The organism is Actinoplanes sp. NPDC023714, assembly GCF_040639855.1.
Classification (GTDB): domain Bacteria; phylum Actinomycetota; class Actinomycetes; order Mycobacteriales; family Micromonosporaceae; genus Actinoplanes.
Genome location: NZ_JBFAAR010000001.1, coordinates 326,092 through 350,616, shown reverse-complemented (window position 1 = coordinate 350,616; position 24,525 = coordinate 326,092). Strand labels below are relative to the sequence as shown.

Sequence of the window (24,525 nt, the reverse complement as noted above, 5' to 3'; positions counted from 1 at the left end):
GGAACATCGCCCGGTGGCTGATCGGGCCCCGCATGCGGCGGGAGACGCGGCTCGTCGCGGCCAGCAGGGGGGCCTCGACGCGGTAGTTCGTGTGCAGGGTGAGGGTGGGGGCCGGCGCTCCGGAAGGGGTGCGGAAGGTGGCCGGGAAGGATCCGACCAGCGACGGGTCGGCGCCGCGGAAGCCGTAGACCGAGGAGTCGGGGTCGGCGAACGCGACCAGTGGCTTGCCGCCGCCGGCGACCTGTTCGAGGAGCTCGATCTGGGCCGGGTCGGCCTCGGCCAGCTCGTCGACGTAGATGTGGGTGAGGCGCCGCCTTTCGGCGGCGAGCAGGTCGGGCTCGTCGGCGAGGAGGCCGGAGGCGGCGCGGACCAGCTCGGCCGGATCGTACGCCGTGGAGCCCCTGGTGGTGACGTCACGCAGGGCGAGGACCGCGACGTATTCGCGGAGGAAACGGGCGGCGGCCGGCCAGTCGTCGCGGCCGAGCTGCTCGCCGAGCCGGGCCAGCCGGGCCGGGCCGATGCCTCGCTCGGCCGCGCGCTGCATGAGGTCGCGCAGCTGCTGGGCGAAGGCCCGGGTGGCAAGGGCCGGCCGCAGCGACTCGGGCCAGCCGATCCCATCCGCGCCGATCCCGTCCGCGCCGGTCCCGTCCGCGCCGGTCCCGTCCGAGGCGGTCCCGTCCGAGGCGGAGGAGGAGGAGGAGGCGGCGGGGGAGCCAGCGGAGGAGGCGGAGCCAGCGGCGGAGTCAGCGGAGGAGGCAGCGGAGGAGGCGGAGGCGGCGGAGCCAGCGGAGGCGGCGGCGGACTCGCCGACTACCGACAGCAGCTCCCGGATGATGAGGTCCTGCTCGGGACCGGTGAGGAGCCGGGGCGAGGGCTCACCGCGCTCGGCCGCGGCCCGGCGGAGCAGGCCGAAGGCGTACGCATGGAAGGTCCGCACCAACGGCTCGTGCACGATCCGCCCGGCGTCACCGGCGATCCGTGCCTCGATCCGGTCGCGCAGGGCCGAGGCGCCGCGGCGGCCGAACGTCAGCACCAGGATGCGCTCCGGGTCGGCGCCCTCGGCGATCCGCGCGGCCACCGACTCGACCAGGACCGTGGTCTTGCCCGTGCCGGGACCGCCGACCACCAGCAGCGGACCGGCGGCATGCGCGATCACCCGGCTCTGCACCTCGTCGGGCAGCAGCTCGGGCGCGGCCGGGCGCGGGCGCCGGACCAGACGGTAGGCCGGCGGGCGCACCGGAGTCTGGGGGGCCGGCGTGCTCACGGCATCTATGAGAGCACGCCGGTACGACGTTATTCCTCAGCCGTCCGCCGGGGACGCGGTGCCGGCGCCGGCCGGGCCCGCCGCGAGCGCTCGCTCGACGATGTCGACGGCCTCCGGCACGGACCGCGCCGTGAGGATCATCTCCATCGCGGCGGGCCGGACGAACTTGTCGTCGACGAGGCCGCCGAGCCAGCTCATCAGGCCGTCGTAGAAGCCGTCCGGGTCGAGCAGGACGATCGGCTTGCGGTGCACGCCGAGGGTCGCGGTGGTCCAGACCTCGAAGAGCTCGTCCAGCGTGCCGAGGCCGCCGGGCAGCGTGATGAACGCGTCCGAGCGGTCGATCATGAGGTTCTTCCGGGAGCTCATGTCGTCGGTCACCACGAGCTCGTCCGAGGACAGGTCGGCGACCTCGAGGTCCATGAGGCACTGCGGGATGATCCCGAGGGTCTGCCCGCCACCGGCCCGGGCGCCGTCGCCGACCGCGCCCATCATGCCGACGCAGCCGCCGCCGGAGACCAGGACGTGGCCGCGCTCGGCGAGGACCCGGCCGGTCTCCTCGGCGAGGTCGAGCCAGCGCTGCTCGATCGTGGTGGACGAGGCGCAGAAGACGCAGACGTTCGCCATGTCAGGACTTCCCGAGGGCCGCGTCGGCGTCCACGATGATCCGGACCGCTTCGGCGACGTCGTCGGTGACCTGTATCAGTTCGAGATCCATGGCGCTGATCTTGCCTTCGTCGAGCATCCGGCGCTTCATCCAGTCGAGCAGGCCGCCCCAGTACTCGACGCCCATGAGGATCACCGGGAAGCGGGTGACCTTCTTCGTCTGCACCAGCGTGATCGCCTCGAAGAGCTCGTCGAGCGTGCCGAAGCCGCCCGGCAGCACCACGAAGGCCTGCGCGTACTTCACGAACATGGTCTTGCGGACGAAGAAGTAGCGGAAGTCGATGCCGACGTCGACCCAGTCGTTGAGGCCCTGCTCGAACGGCAGCTCGATGCCGAGGCCCACGGACATCCCGCCGGCCTCGGTGGCGCCGCGGTTCGCCGCTTCCATGACGCCCGGCCCGCCGCCGGTGATCACGGCGTAGCCGGCCTCGGCGAGGGCCGCGCCGAGGCTCTCGGCCAGCTCGCACTCGAAGCTGTCGGGGCCGCTGCGGGCCGAGCCGAAGACGCTCACGGCCGGCGGCAGGTCGGCCAGGGTGTCGAAGCCCTCGACGAACTCCGAGAGGATGCGCAGCGCCCGCCAGGCGTCCTTGGTCTTCCACTCGCCGCGATGGTGGGAGTCGAGCAGTTTCTGGTCGGCGGTGCTCGGCGGGATGGAATCGCGTCGCAGGGTGACGGCGCCGCGATGACGCTCCGGGCCTGGTTGCGGTCGCCCGTTGGTGCTCTCCGTCATGCGTCCAAGGTAGTGCGGACGGTCAGTACCCGGTGAATAACCGGGTGCGTTTCGGTAAGAGGATTGCGACCGGGAGACCTTTTTGCCAGATTGAAGCAACCGACCGTAGCCCCGCGACGTCTGTACAGTTACCGACCCATCCACGGCAGGCAGGAGCAGCCACCGTGACGAACCGATACGAGCGCCTCAAGATGCAGCGCCGGATGCAGCGCCGGATCCGCCTGGTGGTGGAGGAACGGCGGATGGCCTTCGCGGCGCGCAACAACGAACCGACGGTGGACCTCGAAGCCACCATGGAGATACCGCCTCCGGCGCAGCGCGCTATCGGGCGGGCGGCGATCCAGAATCTCTAGATGTCCGAGGCCGGGGCCAGCCAGCGATAGAGGGTCGCCGCCCCGTCCCGGATCTTGCCGATCTCGACGTGCTCGTCGGGAGCGTGCGCCAGGGCCGGGTCGCCCGGGCCGTAGTTGAGGGCCGGGATCCCGAGGGCCGCGAACCGGGCCACGTCGGTCCAGCCCAGCTTCGCGGCCGGCTCGATGCCGACCGCGCCCAGGAAGTCGCGGGCCGGCGCGGCGTCGAGCCCGGGCAGCGCGCCCGGCGCCGAGTCGGTCACCTCGAGCTCGTACCCCTCGAAGACCTCCCGCAGGTGGGCGAGGGCCTGCTCCTCGGACCGGTCCGGGGCGAACCGCAGGTTCACGTCGAGCCAGCACTCGTCGGGCACCACGTTGCCGGCGATGCCACCGGAGATCCGTACGGCGCTGAGGCCCTCGCGGTAGGTGCAGCCGCCGATCGTCACGGTCCGGGCCTGGTACTTCTCCAGCCGGCGCAGCGCGTCGCCCATGGCGTGGATCGCGTTGACCCCGCGCCAGGCCCGCGCCGTGTGCGCCCGGCGGCCGCGGGTGTGCACCCGGACCCGCATGGTCCCCTGGCAGCCGGCCTCGACCGCGCCGAACGTCGGCTCGAGCAGCACCGCGAAGTCGGCCTGGAGCCACTTCGGGTGCGCCTCGGCGACCAGGTTGAGGCCGTTGAACTCGGACTCGATCTCCTCGGCCTCGTAGAAGAGGTAGGTGATGTCGTACGCCGGGTCGGGCAGGGTGGTCGCCAGGTGCAGGGCGAGGGCGACCCCGGACTTCATGTCGGAGGTGCCGCAGCCGTAGATCAGGTCGTCGACGACAGTGGACGGCCAGTTGTCGTTGATCGGCACGGTGTCGAGGTGGCCGGCCAGGATGACCCGCTGCCCCCGACCCAGCTTCGTGCGCGCCATCACCGTGTTGCCCAGCCGCTTGACGGTGAGGTGGCCGACCCGGCGGAGGGCGTCCTCGACGCAGTCGGCGATCACCTTCTCGTCGCGGGAGACGGACTCGACGTCGACCAGAGCGCGGGTGAGCTCGACCGGGTCCAGCAGCACGTCCGGGGTAAGCGGGTTGGCCATGTGCGCACCATACCGGGGGTCCGTGACGCGGCCGCCGCCTCATTACGGTCCGGTAGGGTTCGGGTCGTGGAAACCGCGCTCTCGACTTCGCCCGCCTGGGGCATCGGCCTCGCCACCGTGACCGCCGAGGGGCAGGTGCTCGACACCTGGTACCCCTCGGGCTTCCTGGGTCTCGGCGAGGAGCCCGCCGACCTGCCGGCGCTGCCGGCCGGGCTGACCGGCCCGAAGCTGCTGCCCGGACTCTCGACGGTCGAGGTCCGCACGGTGATCAAGTCGCTGACCGACCCGATCGCCGACGCCTCGGACGCCTACCTCCGCCTGCACCTGCTGTCGCACCGGCTCGTCCGGCCGAACGCCCTCAACCTGGACGGCGTGTTCGGCAAGCTCGCGAACGTGGCCTGGACCTCGGCCGGCCCGTGCCCGCCGGAGCGGGTCGACGAGCTGCGCCTGCTGGAGCGCGCCGCGGGCCGGCACCTCGCCGTGTACGGCGTCGACAAGTTCCCGCGGATGACCGACTACGTGGTGCCCGCCGGCGTCCGGATCGCCGACGCCGACCGGGTGCGCCTCGGCGCCCACCTGGCCTCCGGCACGACGATCATGCAGGAGGGATTCGTCAACTTCAACGCCGGCACGCTCGGCACCTCGATGGTCGAGGGCCGGATCGTGCAGGGGGTCGTGGTCGGCGACGGCTCGGACATCGGCGGCGGCTCGTCGATCATGGGCACGCTCTCCGGCGGCGGCAAGGAGAAGATCCGCATCGGCGAGCGCAGCCTGCTCGGCGCGAACGCCGGTGTCGGCATCTCGCTCGGCGACGACTGCGTGGTCGAGGCCGGCACCTACATCACCGCCGCGTCGAAGATCTCGCTGCCCGATGGCCGTGTGGTGAAGGCCATCGAGCTGTCCGGTGTGAACAATCTCCTCTTCTGGCGCAACTCGGTCTCCGGCGCTCTGGAGGCCAAGCCGCGCAAGGGCACCGGCATCGAGCTGAACAGCGCCCTGCACGCGAACGACTAGGACCAGGACCTGAGTGACGAGGCGGCCGCCGTGCGAACGGCGGCCGTCAGCGTCTCCAGCACCGACGACCGGATCTTCCAGCACTGCCAGTAGAGCGGCACGTCGAGGAATCGCCCCGGGACGACCTCCACGAGCCGGCCGGCCGCGAGGTCGGGCCGCGCGTGCTGCTCGGGCATCATGCCCCAGCCGAGTCCCTGCCGGATGGCCTCCTCGAACGACGCCGCGGCCGGCACGTAGTGGGCCGGCGGCAGGGGCCGCTCACCGAGAAAGCGCTGCTGCAGCTCGTCCTTGCGGTTGTAGACCACCACCGGCGCGGTGCCCGGATCCGCGACCTCGGTGGACGAGACCGCCAGGTAGCGCATCACCCCGAGCCTCTCCACCCGGCAGCCCTGCACCGCCACCCGGTCCGCGGTGACCGCCGCCATCGCCTGCCCGGTGCGCAGCAGCTCGGCCGAGTGGTCCTGATCGTCGACGTGCAGCTCGAACCGGACGTCCGGCACCGCCGTGAGGACCGGCAGGAACCAGGTGTTCAGCGAGTCCGCGTTCACCACGACCGCGAGCCGGGTGTCGTCCCGGGCCTGGGCCAGCGCCTCCCGTTCGAGCAGGGCGACCTGACCGGCGAACCGGACCAGCGCCTGCCCGGCCGTCGTCGCGGCGCACGGCTTGCCCCGGCGCACCAGCACCTGGCCGACGGACTGCTCGAGCGCCTTGATCCGCTGGCTGACCGCCGACGGCGTGACGTGCAGCGCACGCGCCGCCGCCTCGAAGCTGCCGAGCTCCACGACCGCCTGGAAAGTGGCGAGCTGCACCTGGTCCACGTAAGGAAATCTAATCCATCATCAGAATCCTTAGCTGGAGTGAAGACGGCGTGGGCCTTAGCGTCGGGACATGCTCACCTCCGCACTGGCCGGTTTCGCCGCGTCCGCCGTGCTCATCGTCGCCATCGGCGCGCAGAACGCGTTCGTGCTGCGCCAGGGTCTGCGCCGGGAACACGTGCTCCCGGTCGTGCTGCTCTGCGCCGTCTCCGACCTCGCCCTGATCTCGGCGGGCATCGCCGGCCTCGGCGCGGTGATCAGCGCCCGGCCCGGCCTGGTCACCGCGATCCGCTGGGTCGGCGCCGCGTTCCTCCTCGGGTATGCGCTGCTCGCCGCCCGCCGCGCCGTGCGCCCGCAGCGGCTCGAGGCGGCCGGCCAGGCCCCGGCCACGCTGCGGGCCACCCTGCTCACCTGTCTGGCCCTCACCTATCTCAACCCCCACGTCTATCTCGACACCGTGCTGCTGCTCGGCTCGATCGCCCAGCAGCACCCGCACCGCTGGCTCTTCGGCCTGGGCGCCGCCGCCGCGAGCCTCGGCTGGTTCGCCGTCCTCGGCGTGGGCGCCCAGCGACTCGCTCCCCTCCTCGCCCGCCCCGGCGCCTGGCGGGTGCTCGACGGCCTGATCGCCGCGGTCATGGCGACCCTCGGCATCATGCTGCTCGCGCAGGCTTGAGCCGCCCTTGATTCCGGCTATAGGCGGCCTTGAGAAAGGCTCCAGCCGCCCTTGAGGAAGGCTGCGGGCGGCCTTGAGAAAGGCTCCAGCCGCCCTTGAGAAAGGCTGCGTGCGGCCGCGAGAAGCGCTGAAATCGGCCTTGAGGCAGGCTGGTGCAGGCTTGACTCTCCAGCAGGTCGAGACGGCAGGGTCGGGGCGTGAGCGACACACGAGGCATCGGCGAGGCGGCGCGGGCGAGCGGCCTGAGCGTCAGCGCGCTGCGGTACTACGACGGCGCGGGCGTGCTGGTCCCGGCCGTCGTGGACCCGGCGACCGGCTATCGCCGGTACTCCGCCGATCAGATCAAGGCGGCCCGGCTGATCGCCGGGCTGAGGCGGGTGGGCATGCCGGTCGCGGAGATCGCGCAGGTGGTGCGAGACCTGGGTGAGGAGCCTTCTTCCGTACGCCGGAAGCTGGACGATCACCTGGCCCGTCTGGAAGCCGGCCTCGCCGATGCCCGGCGTGAGCTCCTCCGCATGCACGCCCTGCTCGACCTGGAGGAGAACCTGATGACCCGAGTCACCGTGAGCTCGACCGGCCTCTTCGCCGCGCTCGACGCGGTCCGTTTCGCCGCGGCCGCGGCCACCGGGCCGATCCCGGCCGGCGTGCTCTTCGAGACCGGCGACGGGCTGCTGACGCTCGTCGCCACCGACCGCTACCGGCTCGCCGCCGCCTCGGTGCCGGCCGAGGTGGAGGGGCCGCCGGTCCGGCGGTTCCTGCCGCTCGGCCTCACGGACGATCTGCGCGGCCTGCCCGCCGGGCCGGTCACCCTGGACGTCACCGCCGAGCGGGCGCGCGGGCAGTCCGGCTCGGCCGTCGCCGAGGGGAAGCCGCTCGACCTGGACTTCCCCGACTACCGGCGGCTGCTGCCGGTGCCGGGCGCGGAGACCCGGCGGGTGCCGGTCGACACGGCCGCGCTCCGGGAGCGGCTCGCGGCGGCGCCGGTGATCCCGAAGGAGCACGACGGTCACCCGTACCCATGTCTCGTCCTCGGCCTGGACCAGGCGGGAGGCCTGCGCCTGGGCACCCAGGGTGAGTGGGAGGCGGACGCCGGCGCGCACGTCGCGGTGAACAGGGAGTTCCTGCTGGAAGCGATCGACGCCGGTGGACCGGGCCAGCTCGTGCTGGAACTGGACGGGCCGCTGAAGCCGCTCGCCGTGCGGATCCCCGGGGACGACACCCGTTTCTCCCTGCTGATGCCGGTCCGTCCCTAGTTCCTTTCCGGTACGGCCGTTCTGGTAACCGTTTCGACACAGTCCGGCACCGGTACCGCATGGAACGCGTGATCGAGTCGCTGTTCCGCCGGGGGCCCGGCTAATTTTCCGTGGTGCGCAGCAACCGGCAGGAGGACGAACTCAACGCCGCGGCTACCGGCGCCTCCATGACCGGGTGGGAATTCGCCTGGCTGGACGGCCTGGCCGTGGCGTCCGAGCCCTCGTGGTCATACCCCGAGCTGGCCCGTCCCCTGGTCCGCCGGTCGGCGGCGGTGCTCGACCTCGACACCGGCGGCGGCGAGCTGCTCGCCGAGCTGGCCCCGCTGCCGGCGCACACCGTCGCCGTGGAGAGCTGGTCGCGCAACACCCCGGCCGCGGCCGCCCGGCTCGGCCCGTTCGGCGTCCCGGTGCACGCCGAGCTGCCCTCCGGGGAGGACGAGTTCGACCTGGTGCTGAGCCGGCACGGCAGGCTGCCCGCGCCGGACATCGCCCGCCTGCTGAAGCCGGGCGGCGTCCTGCTCACCCAGCAGGTCGGCAGCGACGACCTCGCCGATCTCAACATCGCTCTGGACGCCCCGCCGCCGCATCCGCGGCGGTGGGACGCCGAGGTGGCGGTCGCGTCGCTGTGCGCTGCCGGGTTGCGCGTCACGGACGTACGGGAAGAGCACCCGCTGGTCGCCTTCCACGACATCACCGCTGTCGTCCACCAGCTGCGCACCGTGCCGTGGCAGATCCGCGACTTCAGCCCGCAGCGCTACGAGCGCGCCCTGGCCCGCCTCGCCGCGACGATCCGGGCCCGCGGGGTGTTCACGGCGCGGGCGCACCGGTTCCTCCTCCAGGCCGAGCGGCCGACAGAGGCATAAGGCGCAAGCCTCTTTCAGGGGAACGGCGGTTAACCCGTTGGTGTTTGCCGTCGGGGAAATATCCGCTCCGGCCTCTTCGAAACTTCACGTCTCAAGCTTGTCCGCGGGCCCTCCGGCGCATGCGAGCGCTTTTCGGGCTTGAGTCGCCCGCGTCGTCGTGCATGACCGCGCCGGTGCTGGCAGTGCACGATTCCGACGATCACCCGCACCCGCGGTGATGATCTCCGCGACGGGGTGGGTCACACCTGCGAGGTAAACGGTTCGGGCGGACCCGGTCGGCGATTTGCACGCAAGAGGCGGGCTTTACGGCCTATCGATGCTGGCGAGGCTTTCCGCCATCTTTGTCGCAGCACCGGGACGCCTCCGCGGCTCCCGGGACACTCGAATCAACGACGCTCACCCACTTCGGGTTCCGAGCCCGTTCCAGGAGGAACATCCCCATGGCCAAGTTCACCAAGCGTTCCGCTGCCGTCGCCGCCGGCATCGCCGTCGTCGTCATCGGTGGGGGCGCCGCCTTCGCCGCCAACGGCTGGACCATCGGCGGTACCGGCACGGCCGAGGCGAACGCCGCGACCATCACGCCGCTCACCGCCACGGCGACCGTCGCCGGCAACATCTTCCCGGGCAAGACCACCACCATCTCCACCGCGATCACGAACCCGAACGAGTTCAAGGTCAAGCTCACCGGTTCCATCCAGCCGACCAACGCCGTGGTCGAGCCGGCGAACAACGACTGCCTGAGCGGGCTCGGCGCCCAGGGCGTCTTCGTCACGAACTTCCCCGGCACCCCCGTGATCAACGCCGGCGCGCAGGGCCAGGTGGTCTCGTCGAACCTCACGGTCGGCGACCTGCCGCAGGCCTGCGCCGGCAAGAAGATCACGATCAGCTACGAATTCAACAGCGTGAGCCAGGCCTGATCCGCAACCGATGGTGAGGAGCTGGTTGGCAGCGGTGGCGGCGGCCGCGGCCCTCGCCACCGCCCTCGTGGTCGTGGTGACCGGGCCCGAGGCGCCGGAGGACGAGACGTTCGTCCTGGTCGGACGGGGTGGCGGTGAGCCGGGCGGCGGCCCGCTCGCCTTCGAGCTGAAGGGGAAGCCGGTACGGGGGCTCTACCCCGGGGCGGTCAAGCAGATGCGCATCACGGTGGACAACCCGCTCGGTTACCGGCTGAGCGTGCAGCGGCTGAGCGCCACGGTGACCTCGTCGTCATCGCGGCGCGGCTGCCCGGCCACGCCGGCGAACCTGCAGGTCAAGGAGTACACCGGCCGACTGCCGGCGATCGTGGCCGCGGGTGGGCGCACCGACCTGGGCGGCGCCATCCCGGTCGCGATGCCGCTCGGCGCGCCGGAGAAGTGCGCCGGGGTGCGGTTCACCATCGCGATCTCCGGGGTCGGCTACCGGGTGGCGCGATGAGGCGCGCCGGGAGGGCCCTCCTCGTCGGCGGGGTCGTCACGGTGCTCGGGGCAGCGGGCACCGTGTACGCCTACGCCGGCGGCTGGACGGTCGACGGCCGGCTCGGCGTCACCGCGAAGGTGGCGAAGATGCCGCGCGGCGCCGAACCGAGCGTCGCCGCGCAGAGCCGGCGGGCCGTGGTGAGCTGGAGCGCCCAGGAGATCGTCCCGGGCGTGCTGATGGACCACTACACGGTGACCGCGCACAGCGTGAGCGATCCGCCGGCGCCCGCGGTCACGCACACCGTGGCGGCGGACGGCGGCGCCACCGAGTCGGTCACCTTCACCGTGGCGGAGGTGGCCGGCGGCACGTGGCGCTGGTCCGTCACCCCGCGGTACCTCGGCTGGACGGGCGAGCAGAGCAGGCTCAGCCGGCGGCTCACCTTCCCGGCCGCTCCCGCCACCAAGGAGAAAGGTCGGGAGACGGCGCCGGCCGCCCAGGTCACGGTCACGCCGCCGCGGTCCCCGGCGACGACGACCGCGCCCGCACCGTCTCCGGCTCCGGAACGGACCTCGGCGTCACCGGCCGCCGAGCCGGAGCCGGAGACACCGCCGGCGGCGCCGCCGGTCGAGTCCGCGACGCCGCCGGAGGAGCCGGCCGTCCCGGCACCGGCCGGGTAGGCGCCCGGCGAGTTCGAGCCCCCGGCGACAACCGGGGGCTCGAACCCGTTGCCGGGCGACCAGGTGCTTCTAGACCAGCGCTGATTTGGTGTTCCGGCAGGTCACGCGCTACGCCGGTGTCCGGGCAGGAAGGCGCGGCCGCGAGCCGGTCGCCGGCCGGGCCGGGCGCAGCGGCGTAGCACGATGTCATCACTCAGGCGGGTTAAACCGTATGGGCACACCTGTCCGATTTATGCACTGGAAGGGCGTACGGAAAACCGATCACATCGGACATCTCTATCGGGGAACGTTGTATGAGCGCCGAACACGGCATTCCCACCGGCCTTCGAGGAGGAGCGAGCCGCCATGCCCCACCTGGACAGACCACCGGCGGTCTCCGCCGCCAGGGCCGTCCCGTGAACCGGCGGGACGTGCTGACGAACTTCCGGGAGGGCGGCGCGCGGCAGAACCGCGGCCCGGGCATGGGACGTACCGACCGGCCCGGCGCGAAGCCGCCGGCCGCGGAGATCGAGCTCGACCCGGCCGATCACGAGGAGCCGACCTGGGAGGTGCACCGGCCCGGTGCGCCGCGACGGCGGTTCGACAAGCGGGCGCGGACCATCCTCACCGCGGCGGCGCTCGGGGCGCTGCTCGCGAACGCCGGGGCGGCCTGGGCGTACTGGCGGTTCAACGGGCCGGACGAGGAGCGGCAGCCGCCGGCCGCCGCGGTCACCACCGGCACCACGTTCGCGATGGCGCTGAGCGGCTCCTCCGACCCCGAGCACTCGCTCACGGCCGGCAGTGCCGGGAACCTCACGGTCACCGTGACGAACCAGCATCCGGTGCCGATCCGGATCACCTCGGTCGAGCCGCTGGCCGGCACCGCGGTGGCCGACGACGAGCACCGGGCGGCCGGCTGCGCCGCGACCCGGGTCGAGGTGAGCCGGAAGGTCTTCGCGGTCTCCTGGGAGGTGCCGAAGAACACCGTCGGCGCGTTCGTGCTGCCCGGGGCGCTGTCGATGCGGGCGGGCGGGCCGGCCGCGTGCCGCGGCGCGACGTTCACCGTGCCGATGCGTGCTGAGGCTGTCCGTCCCTGACCGCCGGGCGCGGGCTTTCCAGCGTGGCCGGGTCGACCACGACGGCCGTGCGCGGGACCGCCGGGCGCGGGCTTTCCAGCGTGGCTGGGTCGACCACGACGGCCGTGTGCAGGACCGCCCGGGCGTGCTCGGTGGCGACCTCGACGAGCCGATGGTCGTGGCTGGCCGCCTCGATCCCGTCGGCGATCACCTTGGCGGTCGCGTCGCCGTAGGTGCGGGCGTCGTGGATCTCCCGCTCGTGGATGAGGGACGCCTCGTGCTCGCGCAGCCGGGCGGCCCGCGCCTCGGTCCGCTCGTAGGCGTTGCCCCGGGACACGAACTTCAGCGCGATCGCGGCGCAGTCGAGCGCCACCAGCAGCAGCGCGATACCCAGGTAGAAGACGCCGACGCCGGCGAAGTCCGCCTTGATCAGGTGCCACATCGCGGCCGTGCGGGCGCCGAAGCCGGAGTCGGCGCGCACCACCGCGGTGTTCGCGGCCTGCTCCGCGGTGATCCGCTCGCCGATCCGGGCCTGCTCGGCGGCCCGCTCGGCGCGCGCCGCCCGCTGGTCCCGCTGGAGCGTCGCGGCCTGCCGGTCCAGCGTCGCGGCCTCGGCGGTCAGCGTCCGGGACTGCCGCACCAGGCTGTCGCAGTACCCGCCGCGCGGGCAGCCGCGGCTGCGGCTCACCCCGCGGCCGGCCGAGTCGGCGAGCGCCTGCCGGTAGAGCTGCCGGGCGTCGTCGCGCCGGCGCTGGGCCCGGTCGGTCAGCTTTCGTACCTCGGCGTCCTCGCGCGCGGTGTCCCGGCGCAGCTCGGCCAGGCGGGCCGTGAACGCGGCGACCGGGCCCTGCGCGTCGAGCTCGGCGACCTGGGCGCCGTGCACCGCGGCGAGCCGGGCGTCGATCTCGCCCCGATAGCGGGCCAGCATCAGCGGCTCGGTCACCACCACGGCGAAGAGCAGCGCCAGGCCGATCCGGCCAAGATAGAGGCCGGCCGTCGGCGGCTTCAGCAGGTGCCGGGGATCGGCCGAGTCGAGCTGTTCGTAGTTCACCGCCACCCGGCCGACCACGGTCCGGTCGTACGCGACCACGCCGATCGCCACGAGCGGGCCGGCGATCCACTGGTACCAGGGGTGCGTGTAACCGGAGCTGGCGTCGATGAACGCGGCGCCGCCGATCGTGGCATAGACGAAGTACAGCAGGATGAAGACGCCGATCGAGCGGTACAGGACGCGATCCGAGTGTGTCGTCACACTGAGTGGATTCACGTTCGCCACCCGCAGCAACAGGTGCCCGAGGCCCTTGCGCATGGTGCCGAGTCTTGCCGAAGTGCCGTGCGGCCGTTCAGGAAACGACGGGATCGGTGATGACGACCTTGAGCCGGACCCGGGCCGTCACGGTCTGTACCTGCGGGGTCAGGTCGAAAGCCTGATCGAAGGCCTCCGATCGCATCATCCGGTGCATGCCGCCGCCCTCCTCATCGGCGATCTCGACGATCCGCTCGATGGTGGCGCCGACCGCCGCCGCATAGTCCCGGGCACGATCAAGGGCATCTTCAACAGCCTTTTTCCGTACGTCGGAACCGGCCCGATTTCCGGGCTTCAGCTGCCACCAGGGCCCGGCGACGGACGTCAGGTCGAGGCCGGCGAGCGCGGCCAGCAGCACTCCGAGATCGCCGAAGTCGTGCAGCACGACCGACGTCTCGATGTTTCCGGAGTACTCGTGCTTCCTGCGGCCCGGGTGGACCTGAACCCCCGCCGTCTCCCGCCGCTCGATCGCGGCGGCGTGGGCGTCCAGGATCCCGGAGACCGCGGCCGCCCGCTCGGTGAGCCGGGTGATCAGCGCGGCCCTGTCCCGATCGGTCGCGGACACCGCCACCGAGAAGACCGCCAGCTCCGGCGGGACCTCCCGGTGCGCCTCGCCCTGCACGATGACGAGCGGGGCGCGACCGGGGTCCATGCCGTCTCCTACCAGTCCGCGAGCCGGCCGGCCGCGGCCGCCACCCGCTCGTCGGTGGCGGTCAGCGCGATGCGCACGTGCTGGGCCGCCGCCGGGCCGTAGAACGCGCCCGGAGCGGCGAGGATGCCCCGCCGGGCCAGCGCGTCGACGGTCTGCCAGCAGTCCTCGCCGCGGGTCGCCCAGAGGTAGAGGCCGGCCTCCGAGTGGCTGATCTCGAAGCCCGCCTTGGTGAGCGCCGCCCGCAGCATGTCGCGCCGGGACGCGTAGCGGGCGCGCTGAGCGGCCACGTGCTCCTCGTCGTCGAGCGCCGCGACCATGGCGGCCTGCACCGGCGCCGGGACGATCATGCCGGCGTGCTTGCGGACCGCCAGCAGCTCGCCGATCAGGGCCGGGTCGCCGCCGAGGAACCCGGCGCGGTAACCGGCCAGGTTGGAGCGCTTGGAGAGCGAGTGCACCGCGATGACGCCGGTGTAGTCGCCGCCGGTCACCGCGTCGGACAGCACCGAGACCGGCTCGGTCTCCCAGCCCAGCGAGACGTAGCACTCGTCGCTGACCACGACCACGCCGCGCTCGCGCGCCCAGGAGACCACCTTGCGCAGGTGCTCGGCCGGGAGCACCCGGCCGGTCGGATTGGACGGCGAGTTGATCCAGATGAGCTTGACGCGACGGTCCGGTCCGAGCGCTGTCAGCGAGTCGGAGCGGATCACCTCGGCGCCGGCCAGGCGCGCGCCCACCTCGTACGTCGGATAGCAGACCGACGGGATCACCACGACGTCGCCGGGGCCGACCCCGAGCAGCGTGGGCAGCCAGGCGACCAGCTCCTTCGAGCCGATCGTCGGCAGCACGCCCAGCTCACCGCTCGCGCCGCAGGCACGGGCCAGCCAGCCGGCGATCGCGGCGCGCAGCCGCGGGGTGCCGGCCGTCAGCGGGTAGCCGGGGGCGTCCGACGCGTCCGCGAGGGCCTGCCGGACGGCCGGCGGAACCGGGTCGACGGGGGTGCCGACCGACAGGTCCACGATGCCGTCCGGATGCGCCGCGGCGATCGCCTTGGCCGGCTCCAGCAGGTCCCAGGGGAAGTCCGGCAGGGCCGACGACAGAGGCGCGCTCAGTGCCCTTCTCCGCGCGGAGGCTGCGAGATCACGAACGCGGCGTCCTTGTCGATCTTGCCGACCTTGGAGGCGCCACCGGGCGAGCCGAGATCCTCGAAGAACTCGTAGTTCGCGTTCGTGTAGTCCTTCCACTGGTCCGGGACGTCGTCCTCGTAGAAGATCGCCTCGACCGGGCAGACCGGCTCGCAGGCCCCGCAGTCGACGCACTCATCGGGGTGGATGTAGAGCATCCGGTTGCCCTCGTAGATGCAGTCGACCGGGCATTCCTCGATGCACGCCTTGTCGAGAACATCGACGCAGGGCTCAGCGATGATGTAGGTCACGGGTCTTCCCTTCAAAGCCACGCCGCGAGAACCGCCGACGACGAATTGCAGAGCCTAGTATTCCCGCCGAGGGAGGTAATGCGTGCTCCGACAACAGGATGTGGGACACCGGGTGGTGGTACGCCGAATTGTAGGCGTAACCGGAGACCGCACGCTCTTCACGGATGCGCTCGGTGAGCTCGTCGACCTGACGGAGACCGATCTCACACTCGCGACCGCCAAGGGAACGGTCCGCGTTCCGCTGCGCGAAGTGCACCGTGCCAAGCGTGTTCCGCCCGCGCGGCGCCCGGCCGCCGCCGACGTGATCGCCCTCGAGCTCGCGGCCGACGAGGCCTGGCCGGCGCCGGTGAAGTCGCGCCTCGGCGGGTGGATCCTGCGCGCCGCGGACAACTGGACCGGGCGCGCCAACTCGGCGCTCGCCGTCGGCGATCCGGACCGGACGCTCGAGGAGGCCATCGACGCGGTGGTCAAGTGGTACACCGAGCGCGGCCAGCGACCGCTGATCAACGCGCCGATGCCGCTGGCGGCGCCGGTGAACGCGGCCCTCGACGAGCGCGGCTGGACCGCCCGGCCGCTCACCCTGGTGCAGACGTCGCCGCTCGCGCCGCTGCTGGCCGCGCCGGCGCGCGCCGATCTCCCGGTGGTCGACCTCGCCGACACCGCCGGAGACGACTGGTACGCCATGGTCGCCGAGCACAAGGGTGCACTACCCGGAACGGCGCTGCGCATTCTCAACGGCGTACCGGAAAAGGTCTTCGCCCATGTCCGGGACACCGACGGCGAACTGCTCGCGGTGGCCCGGGGCGCGATCACCGGCAGGGACCGCTGGCTCGGCGTCTCGCTGCTGCAGACCGCCCCCGCCGCGCGCCGCCGGGGCCTCGGCGCGCACGTGGTGCGCGCGCTGGCCCAGTGGGCGTCGCAGCACGGCTCGGCCCGCGCCTATCTGCAGGTGGAGGAGCGGAACACGCCGGCCGTGACGCTCTACGGCCGGCTCGGGTTCACCACTCATCACACCTATCTGACGCGGGAGCTCAGCGACCCACCACGCGGCGCGGACGGGTAGTGCGCGCCTGGGTGAACGCCTTGAGCGACTTCGACCGGTAGTCCCGGCCGAGCAGCACGGCGACGGCGTAGCCGAGGGCGCTGCCCACGATCGCGCAGCCCGCGTAGATCCAGACTTGGGCGAAGAAGTCACCCGAGCCGTTCGCGAACGGGCCGCTGCCGCTCAGGAACGGTCCGACCAGGACGGTCAGCAGCATGCCGCCAAGCGCGCCGAACCCGATCTCGGGCAGCCAGGCCGACGGCTTCACGCGCTGCGACCGCAGGAAGGTGAGCACGCCCAGGATCAGCGCGATGAGCGCGAACATCACGATCGAGGCCCGCGTCTGCGCCGAGTCGGACCCGTCGAAGCCGAATCGGACCACCAGCCGGGCGACCGCGTTGACCACGAACAGTCCGGCCGCCAGCACCGCGATCCGGAACCAGCGCTGCTCCCTCATCTCATCCTCCCCGGTGAATGCCTCTCCGGGGACATCTAAACGGATGGGGCGCGTGGATTCCTAGACGCCGGCTGAGAGTTCGCTGACTTTATCGGTTTCAAGATCATCCGGTACGAGTAGACGGCGAAGGTCAGGCTGCCCACCAGGATCATGACGAGCGCCACCCAGTTGTCCCCGCTGAGCAGATAGTCGCCCTCGGCGGTCCGGGTACCCGCGGCGGCCAGCATGATCAGCGTCCAGAGCGCCCACGGCGGGCCCAGCGCCCACCGGCGGCCGGTGCTCGTCACCGCGAACCAGGCGATCGCGAGGTTGGCGCCGACCGCGACCGGGATGGCGATCGGCAGGAGCGCGCCACCGCCCTCCCAGGGCGAGCCGCCGGTGAAGAGGTTCGCGACACCGCCCGTGCGCAGCGTGGTCAGCTCCAGCTCGATCAGCGCGGTGACCAGCGTGGCGAGGACCGCGACCAGCACGCCGCCGACCCTGATCGTGGTCTCCAGCCCGGGCCGGGGCTCCCGCCGCGGCGGGACCGGCGCGACCCCGGGCTCGGGATCGGTGGTCGGCGCGGTCATCGGATGTCCAGCCCGGCGAAGAGGTCGTCCTCCCACTGGTACGGCCCCGAGCCGGGACCGCGCTCGCCCTTCACCAACGTGAAGTATTCCAAGCCCATGAACTCGCCGCCGAAGTCGCCGGCGATGCCGTAGAGCCAGGAGTTGTCCGGGATCTGGGTGGCGTGGGCGCGCATGGCGGCCGTCTTCTTCGCCGAGTGGTCGGTGCCGTCGATCCGGGCCGCGATCTCCGCGTCGGGCGTGCCGAACGGCAGATCCTCCACCCTCTCCACCTCGGAGAACGGGTTGCCCTCGGACTCCCGGAACGCCTCCATGCCGTCCTGCATGACGCTGAGCGGCATGGCGCTCCAGTAGATCTTCTGCGGACCGTCGTCGCCGGCCAGCTCGGCCGCGCGCATCGCGACCCGGTGGGCCTGGATGTGGTCGGGATGGCCGTAGAAGCCGTTCGGGTCGTACGCGATCATGACCTGCGGCCGCACCTCGCGGATGATCTCCACGAGGAACTCGGCGGCCTCGTCCAGGTCGGCGCCCCAGAACGCCCGCGGGTGCTTGTTGGTGTCGAGCCCCATCATCCCGGAGTCGCGGTAGCGCCCGGCGCCGCCGAGCATCCGGTGGTCGGTCACGCCGAGCGCGGCGCAGGCCCGCTCCCACTCCACGAGCCGGTAGCCGCCGAGCTGGTCGGCCTGCCCGGCGCCGAGCTGCGCGAGCTCCGGCACGTGGATCTCGCCCTCCTCGCCGAGGGTGCAGGTCACCAGCGTCACGTGGGCGCCCTGGGAGACATAGTGGGCCATCGTCGCCCCGGTGCCGATGACCTCGTCGTCGGGGTGCGCGTGCACCAGCAGCAGGCGGCGTGCGGGCAGGGACTCATCAGTCACGGCCGCTACTGTACGCGCGACCACCGACGAACTCGCGGCACGAGCCCGCGGTTTGACCCGCGCGAGACCCGCCCGATCAGCGATGCTGTGATCGTGGAGTACCCGGGACTCGCCGCGCGCACCGGCGGCTTCAGCTACGGCGCGCCGCACGCCGTGACGATCGGCGCCGGCGCGGCCCGCGTCGTCTTCCTGCGCTCGGCCGGACCGGACGACCCGGACGCCGCGCTCTGGGTCCTGGACCGGGACAGCGGCGCGGAACGCCTGATCGCCGAGGGGCCGATCACCTCGTACGCGACCGACCGGGACGCCCTGGTGGCGGCGTTCGCCCGGGACGGCGAGCTGTTCCGCGCCGACCTGACCGGGGGGACGGTCGGCGCCGTGCCGACGCCCGGCCCGGTCCACGACCCGCGGCCCTCCCCGTCCGGCCGGGACATCGGCTACGTCACCGACTGCCAGGGGTCCGCGACGCTGCGGGTCACCGGCCCGGACGGCGACCGGCTGCTCGCCGGCGAACCGGGCAACGCGTGGCGCGAGCACGGCGGGACGATCTCGTGGGGCATGGCCGGCGCGGCGGCGGCCGCGTTCCGGCGTACCCGGGGGTGGTGGTGGTCGCCGGAAGGCGGCCAGATCCTCGCGGTGCGCACCGCCGGGGCCGCCAGCCTGCATCTGCTCGACCTCGACGGCGGCTGGGTGGACGTGCACTGGGACCGGGAGACCTATCCCTACCTCGCGCAGGTCCGCTGGGAGTCCGGCGGCCCGCTGATCACCGTGCTGCGCCGGATGCAGCAGCACGGCCTGGTGCTCTCGGTCGACCCGCGCACCGGCGAGACCCAGGTGCACGCCGAGCTCGCCGACGCGCGCTGGGTCGAGCCGGTGCCCGGCACCCCGCGCCACCTGCCGGACGGCCGGGTGCTGGTCGGCGGGGAGCTCGCGCACGACGGCTTCGACGCCCGCTGCCTCTTCGCCGACGGCAGCCTGCTCACCCCGCCCGGGCTCTACGTGTGGCGGGTCGCCGGCACGCTGCCCCGCGACGGCGGCCCGGCCGGCTCACCCGACCTCGTGGTCGAGGGCACCCTCGGCGACCCGGCGGTGCGCGAGGTGTTCCGGGTCCGCACCGCCCTCGGCGGCGGCGGTCCCGAGGTGACCCGGATCGCCGGGCTCACCGGCCACGACGGGGTCGTGGCGGGCGGCGACCTGATCGTCGCCGGGGTCCGGGTGAGCAGCGGGGACACCGTGGTGGCCACGCTCGGGTCGTCGGCGGCCGAACCGCCCTACCACCCGGAGCCGGTGCTCGAGCGGGTCACCGACCGGCGGCTCCCCGCCGCGGTGCTCTACCCCACCGGGTACGTGGCGGGCGCGCGCCTCCCGGTGCTGCTCACGCTCGGCGCCGGGCCGGGACACCAGCAGGTGCGTGCGGACCCCGCGGCGTGGCAGGAGCGGCAGTGGTGGGCGGACGCCGGCTTCGCCGTCGTCTCGATCGACCCCAGGGGTACGCCGGGAGTCGCGCCCAGCTTCGAGAAGGCCGTGCACCGGCGCCTCGCCGACGTGATCCTGACCGACCTGACCGACGCCCTGCAGATCCTGCTCGGCAAGCACCCCGACCTGGACCTCGGCCGGATCGCGGTGCGCGGCCACGGCCTGGGCGGCTGGCTCGCGGCGATGGCCGTGCTGCGCCGGCCGGACGACTTCCACCGGGCCGTCGCCCGCGACCCGGTGATCGACTGGTGCGACCTGCCGGCCCCGATCGCCGAGCGCTACCTGGGCGACCGGTCCGACGCGGCCGACGTCTACGCCCACCACAGCCTGCGCACGGCCGGCGCCTCGGACGCGCTCCTGCTGGTCGGCGCCGAGCTGCCGGGCTGCCCCTCGACGCCCGCCGCGACCCTGCCCGAAGAGCTAGCCTTCCTGTGTAGCGGTCACGGCGCGGAGGTCACTCGAAAGTAGCCGGAGGGTTCGTCATGGTGACGGAGACGGAGTTCCTGTCGATAGGCGATACGCCCGAGCGCATCGAGCTCTTCGACGGGAGCCTTCATGTGACTCCAGCCCCTACTCCGCGACATCAATACATTTCCAGCGAGCTTCACGCCGTCCTGAAATCCGCGGCGCACCGCGCCGGGCTTTACGTCCTCGACGCCGTGAACGTGCGCGTCGGACCTGACCGGATTCCCATTCCTGACCTGGTCATCACCGGCGAGATCGACTTCGACGAGCTCGTCGTCGACGCCTCCGCGGTCCGCCTGGTCTGCGAGATTCTCTCGCCGACCAACGGGACCACCGACCGGGTGCTCAAGATGCACTACTACGCTGCGGCCGGCATCCCGTGGTACCTGCTGGTCGATCCTCACGAGGGCACTCTGCAGCTGTTCGCGCTCGACGGCTCGACCTACCGGGAGCATGCGGCCGGCGCGCCCGGCGATCCCCTGCGGCTCGGCGACCCGGTGGCCGTGACCATCGATCCGGAGCGGTTGCTGCCGCCTCGCTGACGTCGTCGCACCCGCGGCCTAGGGTCGAGTCATGACCCACTTCGATGAGGCGGGCGCGGCGGTACAGGCCGCGCTCGAGGCGGGCGCGCGCTATGCCGACGCTCGTGTCATGGTGCGGCGCAGTGAGACGATGTCGGCGCGGGACGGCGCCGTCGAGGACGTCGGCTTCGACGAGAGCGCGGGCATCGGTGTGCGGGCGCTGGTCGGATCCGGGTGGGGCTTCTACGCCGTACCCGATCTCTCGGAGCCCGCGGCCTGCGCGGCCGGACGCCGGGCCGCGCAGATCGCCACCGCCAGTGCCTCGGTCGCCGGCCGGCCGGTCGATCTCGTCCCGTCCGGCGCGGTCACCGCGAGCTGGCAGAGCGATTGCGTGATCGATCCGCTCGGCGTGTCCCTCGCCGACAAGGGTGATCTGCTGGTCCGGGCCACCGCCGCGGCGAAGGACGCGGGCGCCGACATGGCCGAGGCGAGCTACTCGATCTGGGACACCCGCAAGTGGTTCGTCTCGAGCGAGGGCCACCGGATCGACCAGCACATCCGCGAGTGCGGCGCCGGCGTGGAGGCCAGCGCGATCGGCGACGGGGAGATCCAGCGCCGGTCCTGGCCGTCCTGGCGCGGGCAGTTCGGCACCCGGGGGTGGGAGCTCGTCGAGGAGCTCGACCTGGTCGGCAACGCCCCGCGGATGGCCGAGGAGGCCCGGCAGCTGCTGACCGCGCCGCTCTGCCCGTCCGGCGAGACCACCCTGGTGCTCGGCGGCGAGCAGCTCGCCCTGCAGATCCACGAGTCGGTCGGGCACGCCATCGAGCTGGACCGGATCCTCGGCTGGGAGGCCGCGTTCGCCGGGACCAGCTGGCTCGACCTGAGCCGGCTCGGCTCGCTGCGCTACGGCTCCGAGCTCATGAACATCACCATCGACCCGGGGTTCCCCGGCGCGCTCGGCAGTTTCGGCTTCGACGACGAGGGCACGCCCGCGGTGAAGCGGCACGCGGTGCGCGACGGGATCTGGGTGGGCGTGCTGGCCGGACGCGATTCGGCAGCGGTGGCCGGGCTCGACTACGCCGGCAGCGTCCGCTCCGACGGCTGGTCCCGGCTCCCGATGGTCCGGATGACGAACGTCGGCCTGGAGCCCGGGCCGCACACCCTCGACGAGATCATCGCGAACACCGCCGACGGGGTGTTCATGGACGTCAACCGATCATGGTCGATCGACGACCGGCGGCTCAACTTCCAATTCGGGTGCGAGATCGGGTACGAGATCAAGAACGGCAGGCTGGGGCGGATGCTGCGCAACCCGACCTACACCGGCATCGGCCCCCGGTTCTGGCAGTCGATGGACATGCTCTCCTCGGAGACGGTCGCCTGGGGCACGCCGAACTGCGGCAAGGGACAGCCCGGCCAGATCGGCCACACCGGTCATCCGGCGGCGCCGGCCCGGTTCACCAACGTGCGGGTGGGGGTGCGCGGATGAGTGCGGAGATGCAGGTGGCGGCGCGGATCGTCGAGCTCGTCCGGGAGATCGCGGGCCCGGCGGCCGAGGCCGAGGTGGTGGTCCGCCACGACGCGCCGGCACTGACCCGGTTCGCGAACTCGGCGATCCACCAGAACGTCGCCGACGACACGATCGGGGTGCGGCTGCGGCTGCACGCCGAGGGGCGCACCACCGGCGGCGCCACCACGGTCACCGACGCGGCGGGGCTGCGCGCGCTCGTCGAGCGGACGCTGGCGGCCGCCCGGGTCAGCCCGCCGGACGCCTCCTGGCCCGGGCTCACCCCGCCGTCCGCGCTGGCCGTCCCGTCCGGCCTGGCACCCCGGTTCGACGAGGCGACCGCGCACGCCGACCCGGCCGACCGGGCCGCGCGGGTCCGCGCGTTCGTGGACGCGGCCGGCGGGCTGGAGACGGCCGGTTACTGCCGGACCGCGCACGTCGCGGCCGCGTTCGCGAACACCGCGGGCCAGGCCGTCGAGGGCCGGGCCGTGGAGGCCGCCATGGACGGGGTCGCCCGCCTCGACGGCGCGGACGGCGTCGCCCGGCTCGCCTCCGGCCGGCTCTCCTCGATCGACGGCGCGGCGCTCGGCGCGCTGGCCGCCGCGAAGGCCCGCGCCGCCCGCTCGCCGGTCGAGCTGCCGCCCGGCGACTACGAGGTGGTCCTCGAGCCGGACGCGGTCACCGACCTGCTGCAGAACCTCGCGACGTTCGGGTTCAACGGCAAGGCGTTCGTGCAGCGGCAGAGCTTCGCCGAGCTCGGCCACCGCCAGTTCGACCCGGCGGTGACCATCGTGGACGAGCCGCTGGGCGGCCGGCTCGACGCCGGGCCCGGCCTGCCCTTCGACGACGAGGGCACGCCGCGCCGGTCGCTGGTCCTGGTCCGGGACGGGGTGACCAGCGCCGTGACGCACGACCGCACCTCGGCCGCGCAGGCCGGGGCCGCGTCGACCGGCCACGCGTCGGCGGTCTCCCGCTCGTGGGGACCGCTCGCCACCCACCTGCGGCTGGAGGCGGCGGAGGCCGGCCCGGCCGGCGCGTCCGGCCACCCGCACGTCACCGCGTCGGCCGCGCCGCTCGTCCCGCGGGTCACGCGCGGGCTGCTGATCAGCGACCTCTGGTACACCCGCGTGCTCGACCCGAAGAGCCTCGTGATCACCGGGCTGACCCGGAACGGCGTCTGGCTGATCGAGAACGGGGAGATCGTCGCGGCCGTGGGCAACGTGCGGTTCACCCAGTCGTACCCGCAGGCCCTCGCGCCGGGCCGGGTGCTCGGCATCGGCAGCGAGCCGGTGCTGCTGCCCGAGTCGTGGGGCCGCGCCCGGTACGCCGCCCCGGCCCTGCACCTCGCCGGATGGAACGTCACCGGGAACGCCTCGGGATGATCCATTACCCCATCCATGATCGCCGTTGTGATCCGGGATGGGGATTTTGTGGTCCACTTCGCATCCCCGCGCAGCGAAGTGTCGGACCTTCGGCGTAACGTGTGCCCCACATCACTGTCGCTTCGCGACGGCTGATCGTGGGGCACACGTCTGTCCACTTTCGGTCGTGCGCGCCTGAACGGCACATTCAGGAGATGGCATGACGACGACGGCATCGAGGCCGGGCGGTGTGACGCCGGGCGGTGGCGGGCGGCCCCGCGCCGCGATCACGGCCCGCACGTTGCGGACCGACCGCTGGTGGTTCGCTCCACTGATCACTTTCATCGGCCTGAGCGCCTGGGTCGCGTACGCGACGGTCCGGGTCTTCATGCACAAATGGTTCTTTGTGGAGGAGTTCCACTACCTCACACCGTTCTACTCACCGTGCATCACCGACCGGTGCGGCGCCGCGGCCGAGTTCGGCACGCCGCTGCCCAGCTTCTGGCTGATCCCGGAGGCGGCCTTCTCGCTGCCGTTCCTGCTGCTCTTCCGGCTCACCTGCTACTACTACCGGAAGGCGTACTACCGCTCGTTCTGGCTGTCGCCGCCGGCCTGCGCGGTCCCCGACGGGCACCAGCGCTACACCGGCGAGACCCGCTTCCCGCTGATCTTCCAGAACGCGCACCGCTACGCGTTCTACGCCGCCGTGATCATCTCGGTGATCAACACCTGGGACGCGGTGCTGGCGCAGACCACCGGCCTCGGCCTCGGCAACGTGATCCTCTGGGTCAACGTGATCATGCTGTGGGCGTACACGCTGTCCTGTCACTCCTGCCGGCACATCGCCGGCGGCCGCCTGAAGCACTTCTCCCAGCACCCGGTGCGCTACCGCTTCTGGACCTTCGTCTCGAAGCTCAACACCCGGCACATGCAGCTGGCCTGGATCACGCTCGCCACGCTGGCGCTGACCGACTTCTACATCATGGGTCTCGCCGCCGGGTGGTACTCCGACCTGCGCATCATCGACTGAG

The 24,525-nt window shown here is 72.6% G+C and carries 26 protein-coding genes and 1 pseudogene; 15 read left to right on the top strand and 12 right to left on the bottom strand.

Annotation, left to right across the window (positions count from 1 at the left end; all coding sequences use genetic code 11):
* Positions 1-10 precede the first annotated feature (10 nt).
* From AB0G10_RS01790 to AB0G10_RS01780, 3 genes and pseudogenes are all read right to left on the bottom strand, one after another.
* Positions 11-1,183, bottom strand: a pseudogene (locus AB0G10_RS01790) (UvrD-helicase domain-containing protein); the annotation flags it as partial.
* Between the two features lie 117 nt (positions 1,184-1,300).
* Positions 1,301-1,888, bottom strand: coding sequence for a TIGR00730 family Rossman fold protein (locus tag AB0G10_RS01785; RefSeq protein ID WP_360914964.1), 588 nt, complete (start codon positions 1,886-1,888; stop codon positions 1,301-1,303).
* Position 1,889: 1 nt separating this feature from the next.
* Complete coding sequence (locus AB0G10_RS01780; protein ID WP_360914961.1) at positions 1,890-2,657, bottom strand: TIGR00730 family Rossman fold protein; 768 nt, start codon at positions 2,655-2,657, stop codon at positions 1,890-1,892.
* A 164-nt stretch (positions 2,658-2,821) separates the two neighbouring features.
* Here AB0G10_RS01780 and AB0G10_RS01775 point away from each other — a divergent pair, with 164 nt between their 5' ends.
* Entirely contained in the window at positions 2,822-3,010 is a 189-nt protein-coding gene (locus AB0G10_RS01775) for a hypothetical protein (protein WP_360914958.1), read from the top strand.
* Here AB0G10_RS01775 and dapE read toward each other — a convergent pair.
* A complete protein-coding gene (gene dapE, locus AB0G10_RS01770) occupies positions 3,007-4,089 on the bottom strand; it encodes a succinyl-diaminopimelate desuccinylase (protein ID WP_360914955.1) in 1,083 nt (360 codons plus the stop codon). The two genes, AB0G10_RS01775 and dapE, sit on opposite strands and share 4 nt — an antisense overlap.
* Before the next feature lie 66 nt (positions 4,090-4,155).
* Here dapE and dapD point away from each other — a divergent pair, with 66 nt between their 5' ends.
* Positions 4,156-5,103, top strand: a complete 948-nt coding sequence (dapD, locus tag AB0G10_RS01765) for a 2,3,4,5-tetrahydropyridine-2,6-dicarboxylate N-succinyltransferase (RefSeq protein ID WP_360914952.1) — start codon at positions 4,156-4,158, stop codon at positions 5,101-5,103.
* On the opposite strand, the gene AB0G10_RS01760 is transcribed toward dapD, so the two are convergent.
* Positions 5,100-5,921, bottom strand: a complete 822-nt coding sequence (locus AB0G10_RS01760; RefSeq protein ID WP_360914949.1) for a LysR family transcriptional regulator ArgP — start codon at positions 5,919-5,921, stop codon at positions 5,100-5,102. The two genes, dapD and AB0G10_RS01760, sit on opposite strands and share 4 nt — an antisense overlap.
* A gap of 70 nt (positions 5,922-5,991) precedes the next feature.
* Between AB0G10_RS01760 and AB0G10_RS01755 the strand changes: the two genes are divergently transcribed.
* The 7 genes from AB0G10_RS01755 to AB0G10_RS01725 all read left to right on the top strand — a co-directional run bounded on the left by AB0G10_RS01755 (position 5,992) and on the right by AB0G10_RS01725 (position 11,855).
* Positions 5,992-6,591 carry a LysE/ArgO family amino acid transporter gene (locus AB0G10_RS01755; RefSeq protein WP_360914946.1) on the top strand — a complete coding sequence of 200 codons (600 nt, stop codon included), beginning with the start codon at positions 5,992-5,994 and terminating at the stop codon, positions 6,589-6,591.
* Between the two features lie 197 nt (positions 6,592-6,788).
* Positions 6,789-7,844: a MerR family transcriptional regulator gene (locus AB0G10_RS01750; protein WP_360914943.1), complete on the top strand. Its 1,056-nt coding sequence runs from the start codon at positions 6,789-6,791 to the stop codon at positions 7,842-7,844.
* A 113-nt stretch (positions 7,845-7,957) separates the two neighbouring features.
* Positions 7,958-8,707, top strand: coding sequence for a methyltransferase (locus AB0G10_RS01745; RefSeq protein WP_360914940.1), 750 nt, complete (start codon positions 7,958-7,960; stop codon positions 8,705-8,707).
* A gap of 440 nt (positions 8,708-9,147) precedes the next feature.
* A complete protein-coding gene (locus AB0G10_RS01740; RefSeq protein ID WP_360914937.1) occupies positions 9,148-9,624 on the top strand; it encodes a hypothetical protein in 477 nt (158 codons plus the stop codon).
* 25 nt (positions 9,625-9,649) lie between these two features.
* The gene (locus AB0G10_RS01735) at positions 9,650-10,120 is read left to right on the top strand and encodes a hypothetical protein (RefSeq protein ID WP_360914935.1); all 471 of its coding nucleotides are present in this window, start codon (positions 9,650-9,652) and stop codon (positions 10,118-10,120) included.
* Positions 10,117-10,779 (top strand): hypothetical protein, encoded by a 663-nt coding sequence (locus tag AB0G10_RS01730; RefSeq protein ID WP_360914932.1) that lies wholly within the window; start codon positions 10,117-10,119, stop codon positions 10,777-10,779. Before AB0G10_RS01735 ends, AB0G10_RS01730 begins: the two co-directional genes overlap by 4 nt.
* 395 nt (positions 10,780-11,174) lie before the next feature.
* Positions 11,175-11,855: a hypothetical protein gene (locus AB0G10_RS01725; RefSeq protein ID WP_360914929.1), complete on the top strand. Its 681-nt coding sequence runs from the start codon at positions 11,175-11,177 to the stop codon at positions 11,853-11,855.
* Here AB0G10_RS01725 and AB0G10_RS01720 read toward each other — a convergent pair.
* Genes AB0G10_RS01720 through fdxA form a run of 4 tightly spaced genes read right to left on the bottom strand, consistent with a single transcriptional unit; the run spans position 11,818 to position 15,224 of the window.
* Complete coding sequence (locus AB0G10_RS01720; protein ID WP_360914926.1) at positions 11,818-13,143, bottom strand: DUF4407 domain-containing protein; 1,326 nt, start codon at positions 13,141-13,143, stop codon at positions 11,818-11,820. The genes AB0G10_RS01725 and AB0G10_RS01720 overlap by 38 nt on opposite strands.
* 34 nt (positions 13,144-13,177) lie before the next feature.
* Positions 13,178-13,792: an SIMPL domain-containing protein gene (locus tag AB0G10_RS01715; protein ID WP_360914923.1), complete on the bottom strand. Its 615-nt coding sequence runs from the start codon at positions 13,790-13,792 to the stop codon at positions 13,178-13,180.
* Positions 13,793-13,800: 8 nt separating this feature from the next.
* Complete coding sequence (gene dapC / locus AB0G10_RS01710; protein ID WP_360917918.1) at positions 13,801-14,901, bottom strand: succinyldiaminopimelate transaminase; 1,101 nt, start codon at positions 14,899-14,901, stop codon at positions 13,801-13,803.
* Complete coding sequence (fdxA, locus tag AB0G10_RS01705) at positions 14,898-15,224, bottom strand: ferredoxin (RefSeq protein WP_360914920.1); 327 nt, start codon at positions 15,222-15,224, stop codon at positions 14,898-14,900. The genes dapC and fdxA overlap by 4 nt, the downstream gene beginning before the upstream one ends.
* An 82-nt stretch (positions 15,225-15,306) precedes the next feature.
* On the opposite strand from fdxA, the gene AB0G10_RS01700 reads away from it, so the two are divergent.
* Complete coding sequence (locus AB0G10_RS01700) at positions 15,307-16,287, top strand: GNAT family N-acetyltransferase (protein WP_360914917.1); 981 nt, start codon at positions 15,307-15,309, stop codon at positions 16,285-16,287.
* On the opposite strand, the gene AB0G10_RS01695 is transcribed toward AB0G10_RS01700, so the two are convergent.
* The 3 genes from AB0G10_RS01695 to mshB are packed head-to-tail and all read right to left on the bottom strand — an operon-like array spanning position 16,256 to position 18,164.
* On the bottom strand, positions 16,256-16,723 hold the full coding sequence (locus AB0G10_RS01695) for a hypothetical protein (protein ID WP_360914915.1): 468 nt from the start codon (positions 16,721-16,723) through the stop codon (positions 16,256-16,258). The genes AB0G10_RS01700 and AB0G10_RS01695 overlap by 32 nt on opposite strands.
* Positions 16,724-16,758: 35 nt before the next feature.
* On the bottom strand, positions 16,759-17,292 hold the full coding sequence (locus AB0G10_RS01690) for a hypothetical protein (RefSeq protein WP_360914913.1): 534 nt from the start codon (positions 17,290-17,292) through the stop codon (positions 16,759-16,761).
* Entirely contained in the window at positions 17,289-18,164 is an 876-nt protein-coding gene (gene mshB / locus AB0G10_RS01685; RefSeq protein WP_360914910.1) for an N-acetyl-1-D-myo-inositol-2-amino-2-deoxy-alpha-D-glucopyranoside deacetylase, read from the bottom strand. Before mshB ends, AB0G10_RS01690 begins: the two co-directional genes overlap by 4 nt.
* 93 nt (positions 18,165-18,257) lie before the next feature.
* Here mshB and AB0G10_RS01680 point away from each other — a divergent pair, with 93 nt between their 5' ends.
* The 5 genes from AB0G10_RS01680 (at position 18,258) to AB0G10_RS01660 (ending at position 24,524) form a co-directional block, all read left to right on the top strand.
* A complete protein-coding gene (locus AB0G10_RS01680; protein ID WP_360914907.1) occupies positions 18,258-20,108 on the top strand; it encodes a prolyl oligopeptidase family serine peptidase in 1,851 nt (616 codons plus the stop codon).
* A 14-nt stretch (positions 20,109-20,122) separates the two neighbouring features.
* A complete protein-coding gene (locus tag AB0G10_RS01675; protein WP_360914904.1) occupies positions 20,123-20,647 on the top strand; it encodes a Uma2 family endonuclease in 525 nt (174 codons plus the stop codon).
* 31 nt (positions 20,648-20,678) lie between these two features.
* Positions 20,679-22,115: a TldD/PmbA family protein gene (locus tag AB0G10_RS01670; RefSeq protein WP_360914901.1), complete on the top strand. Its 1,437-nt coding sequence runs from the start codon at positions 20,679-20,681 to the stop codon at positions 22,113-22,115.
* Complete coding sequence (locus tag AB0G10_RS01665) at positions 22,112-23,515, top strand: metallopeptidase TldD-related protein (RefSeq protein WP_360914899.1); 1,404 nt, start codon at positions 22,112-22,114, stop codon at positions 23,513-23,515. Before AB0G10_RS01670 ends, AB0G10_RS01665 begins: the two co-directional genes overlap by 4 nt.
* A 199-nt stretch (positions 23,516-23,714) precedes the next feature.
* Positions 23,715-24,524, top strand: a complete 810-nt coding sequence (locus AB0G10_RS01660) for a hypothetical protein (protein ID WP_360914896.1) — start codon at positions 23,715-23,717, stop codon at positions 24,522-24,524.
* Position 24,525 lies beyond the last annotated feature (1 nt).

Excerpts from the sequence above, each read along its gene's own strand:
- AB0G10_RS01785 (WP_360914964.1), bottom strand. The coding sequence starts at position 1,888 with ATGGCGAACGTCTGCGTCTTCTGCGCCTCGTCCACCACGATCGAGCAG.
- AB0G10_RS01780 (WP_360914961.1), bottom strand. The coding sequence starts at position 2,657 with ATGACGGAGAGCACCAACGGGCGACCGCAACCAGGCCCGGAGCGTCAT.
- dapE (WP_360914955.1), bottom strand. The coding sequence starts at position 4,089 with ATGGCCAACCCGCTTACCCCGGACGTGCTGCTGGACCCGGTCGAGCTC.
- AB0G10_RS01755 (WP_360914946.1), top strand. The coding sequence starts at position 5,992 with ATGCTCACCTCCGCACTGGCCGGTTTCGCCGCGTCCGCCGTGCTCATC.
- AB0G10_RS01740 (WP_360914937.1), top strand. The coding sequence starts at position 9,148 with ATGGCCAAGTTCACCAAGCGTTCCGCTGCCGTCGCCGCCGGCATCGCC.
- AB0G10_RS01730 (WP_360914932.1), top strand. The coding sequence starts at position 10,117 with ATGAGGCGCGCCGGGAGGGCCCTCCTCGTCGGCGGGGTCGTCACGGTG.
- AB0G10_RS01720 (WP_360914926.1), bottom strand. The coding sequence starts at position 13,143 with ATGCGCAAGGGCCTCGGGCACCTGTTGCTGCGGGTGGCGAACGTGAAT.
- AB0G10_RS01715 (WP_360914923.1), bottom strand. The coding sequence starts at position 13,792 with ATGGACCCCGGTCGCGCCCCGCTCGTCATCGTGCAGGGCGAGGCGCAC.
- AB0G10_RS01695 (WP_360914915.1), bottom strand. The coding sequence starts at position 16,723 with ATGAGGGAGCAGCGCTGGTTCCGGATCGCGGTGCTGGCGGCCGGACTG.
- AB0G10_RS01690 (WP_360914913.1), bottom strand. The coding sequence starts at position 17,292 with ATGACCGCGCCGACCACCGATCCCGAGCCCGGGGTCGCGCCGGTCCCG.
- AB0G10_RS01675 (WP_360914904.1), top strand. The coding sequence starts at position 20,123 with ATGGTGACGGAGACGGAGTTCCTGTCGATAGGCGATACGCCCGAGCGC.
- AB0G10_RS01670 (WP_360914901.1), top strand. The coding sequence starts at position 20,679 with ATGACCCACTTCGATGAGGCGGGCGCGGCGGTACAGGCCGCGCTCGAG.
- AB0G10_RS01665 (WP_360914899.1), top strand. The coding sequence starts at position 22,112 with ATGAGTGCGGAGATGCAGGTGGCGGCGCGGATCGTCGAGCTCGTCCGG.
- AB0G10_RS01660 (WP_360914896.1), top strand. The coding sequence starts at position 23,715 with ATGACGACGACGGCATCGAGGCCGGGCGGTGTGACGCCGGGCGGTGGC.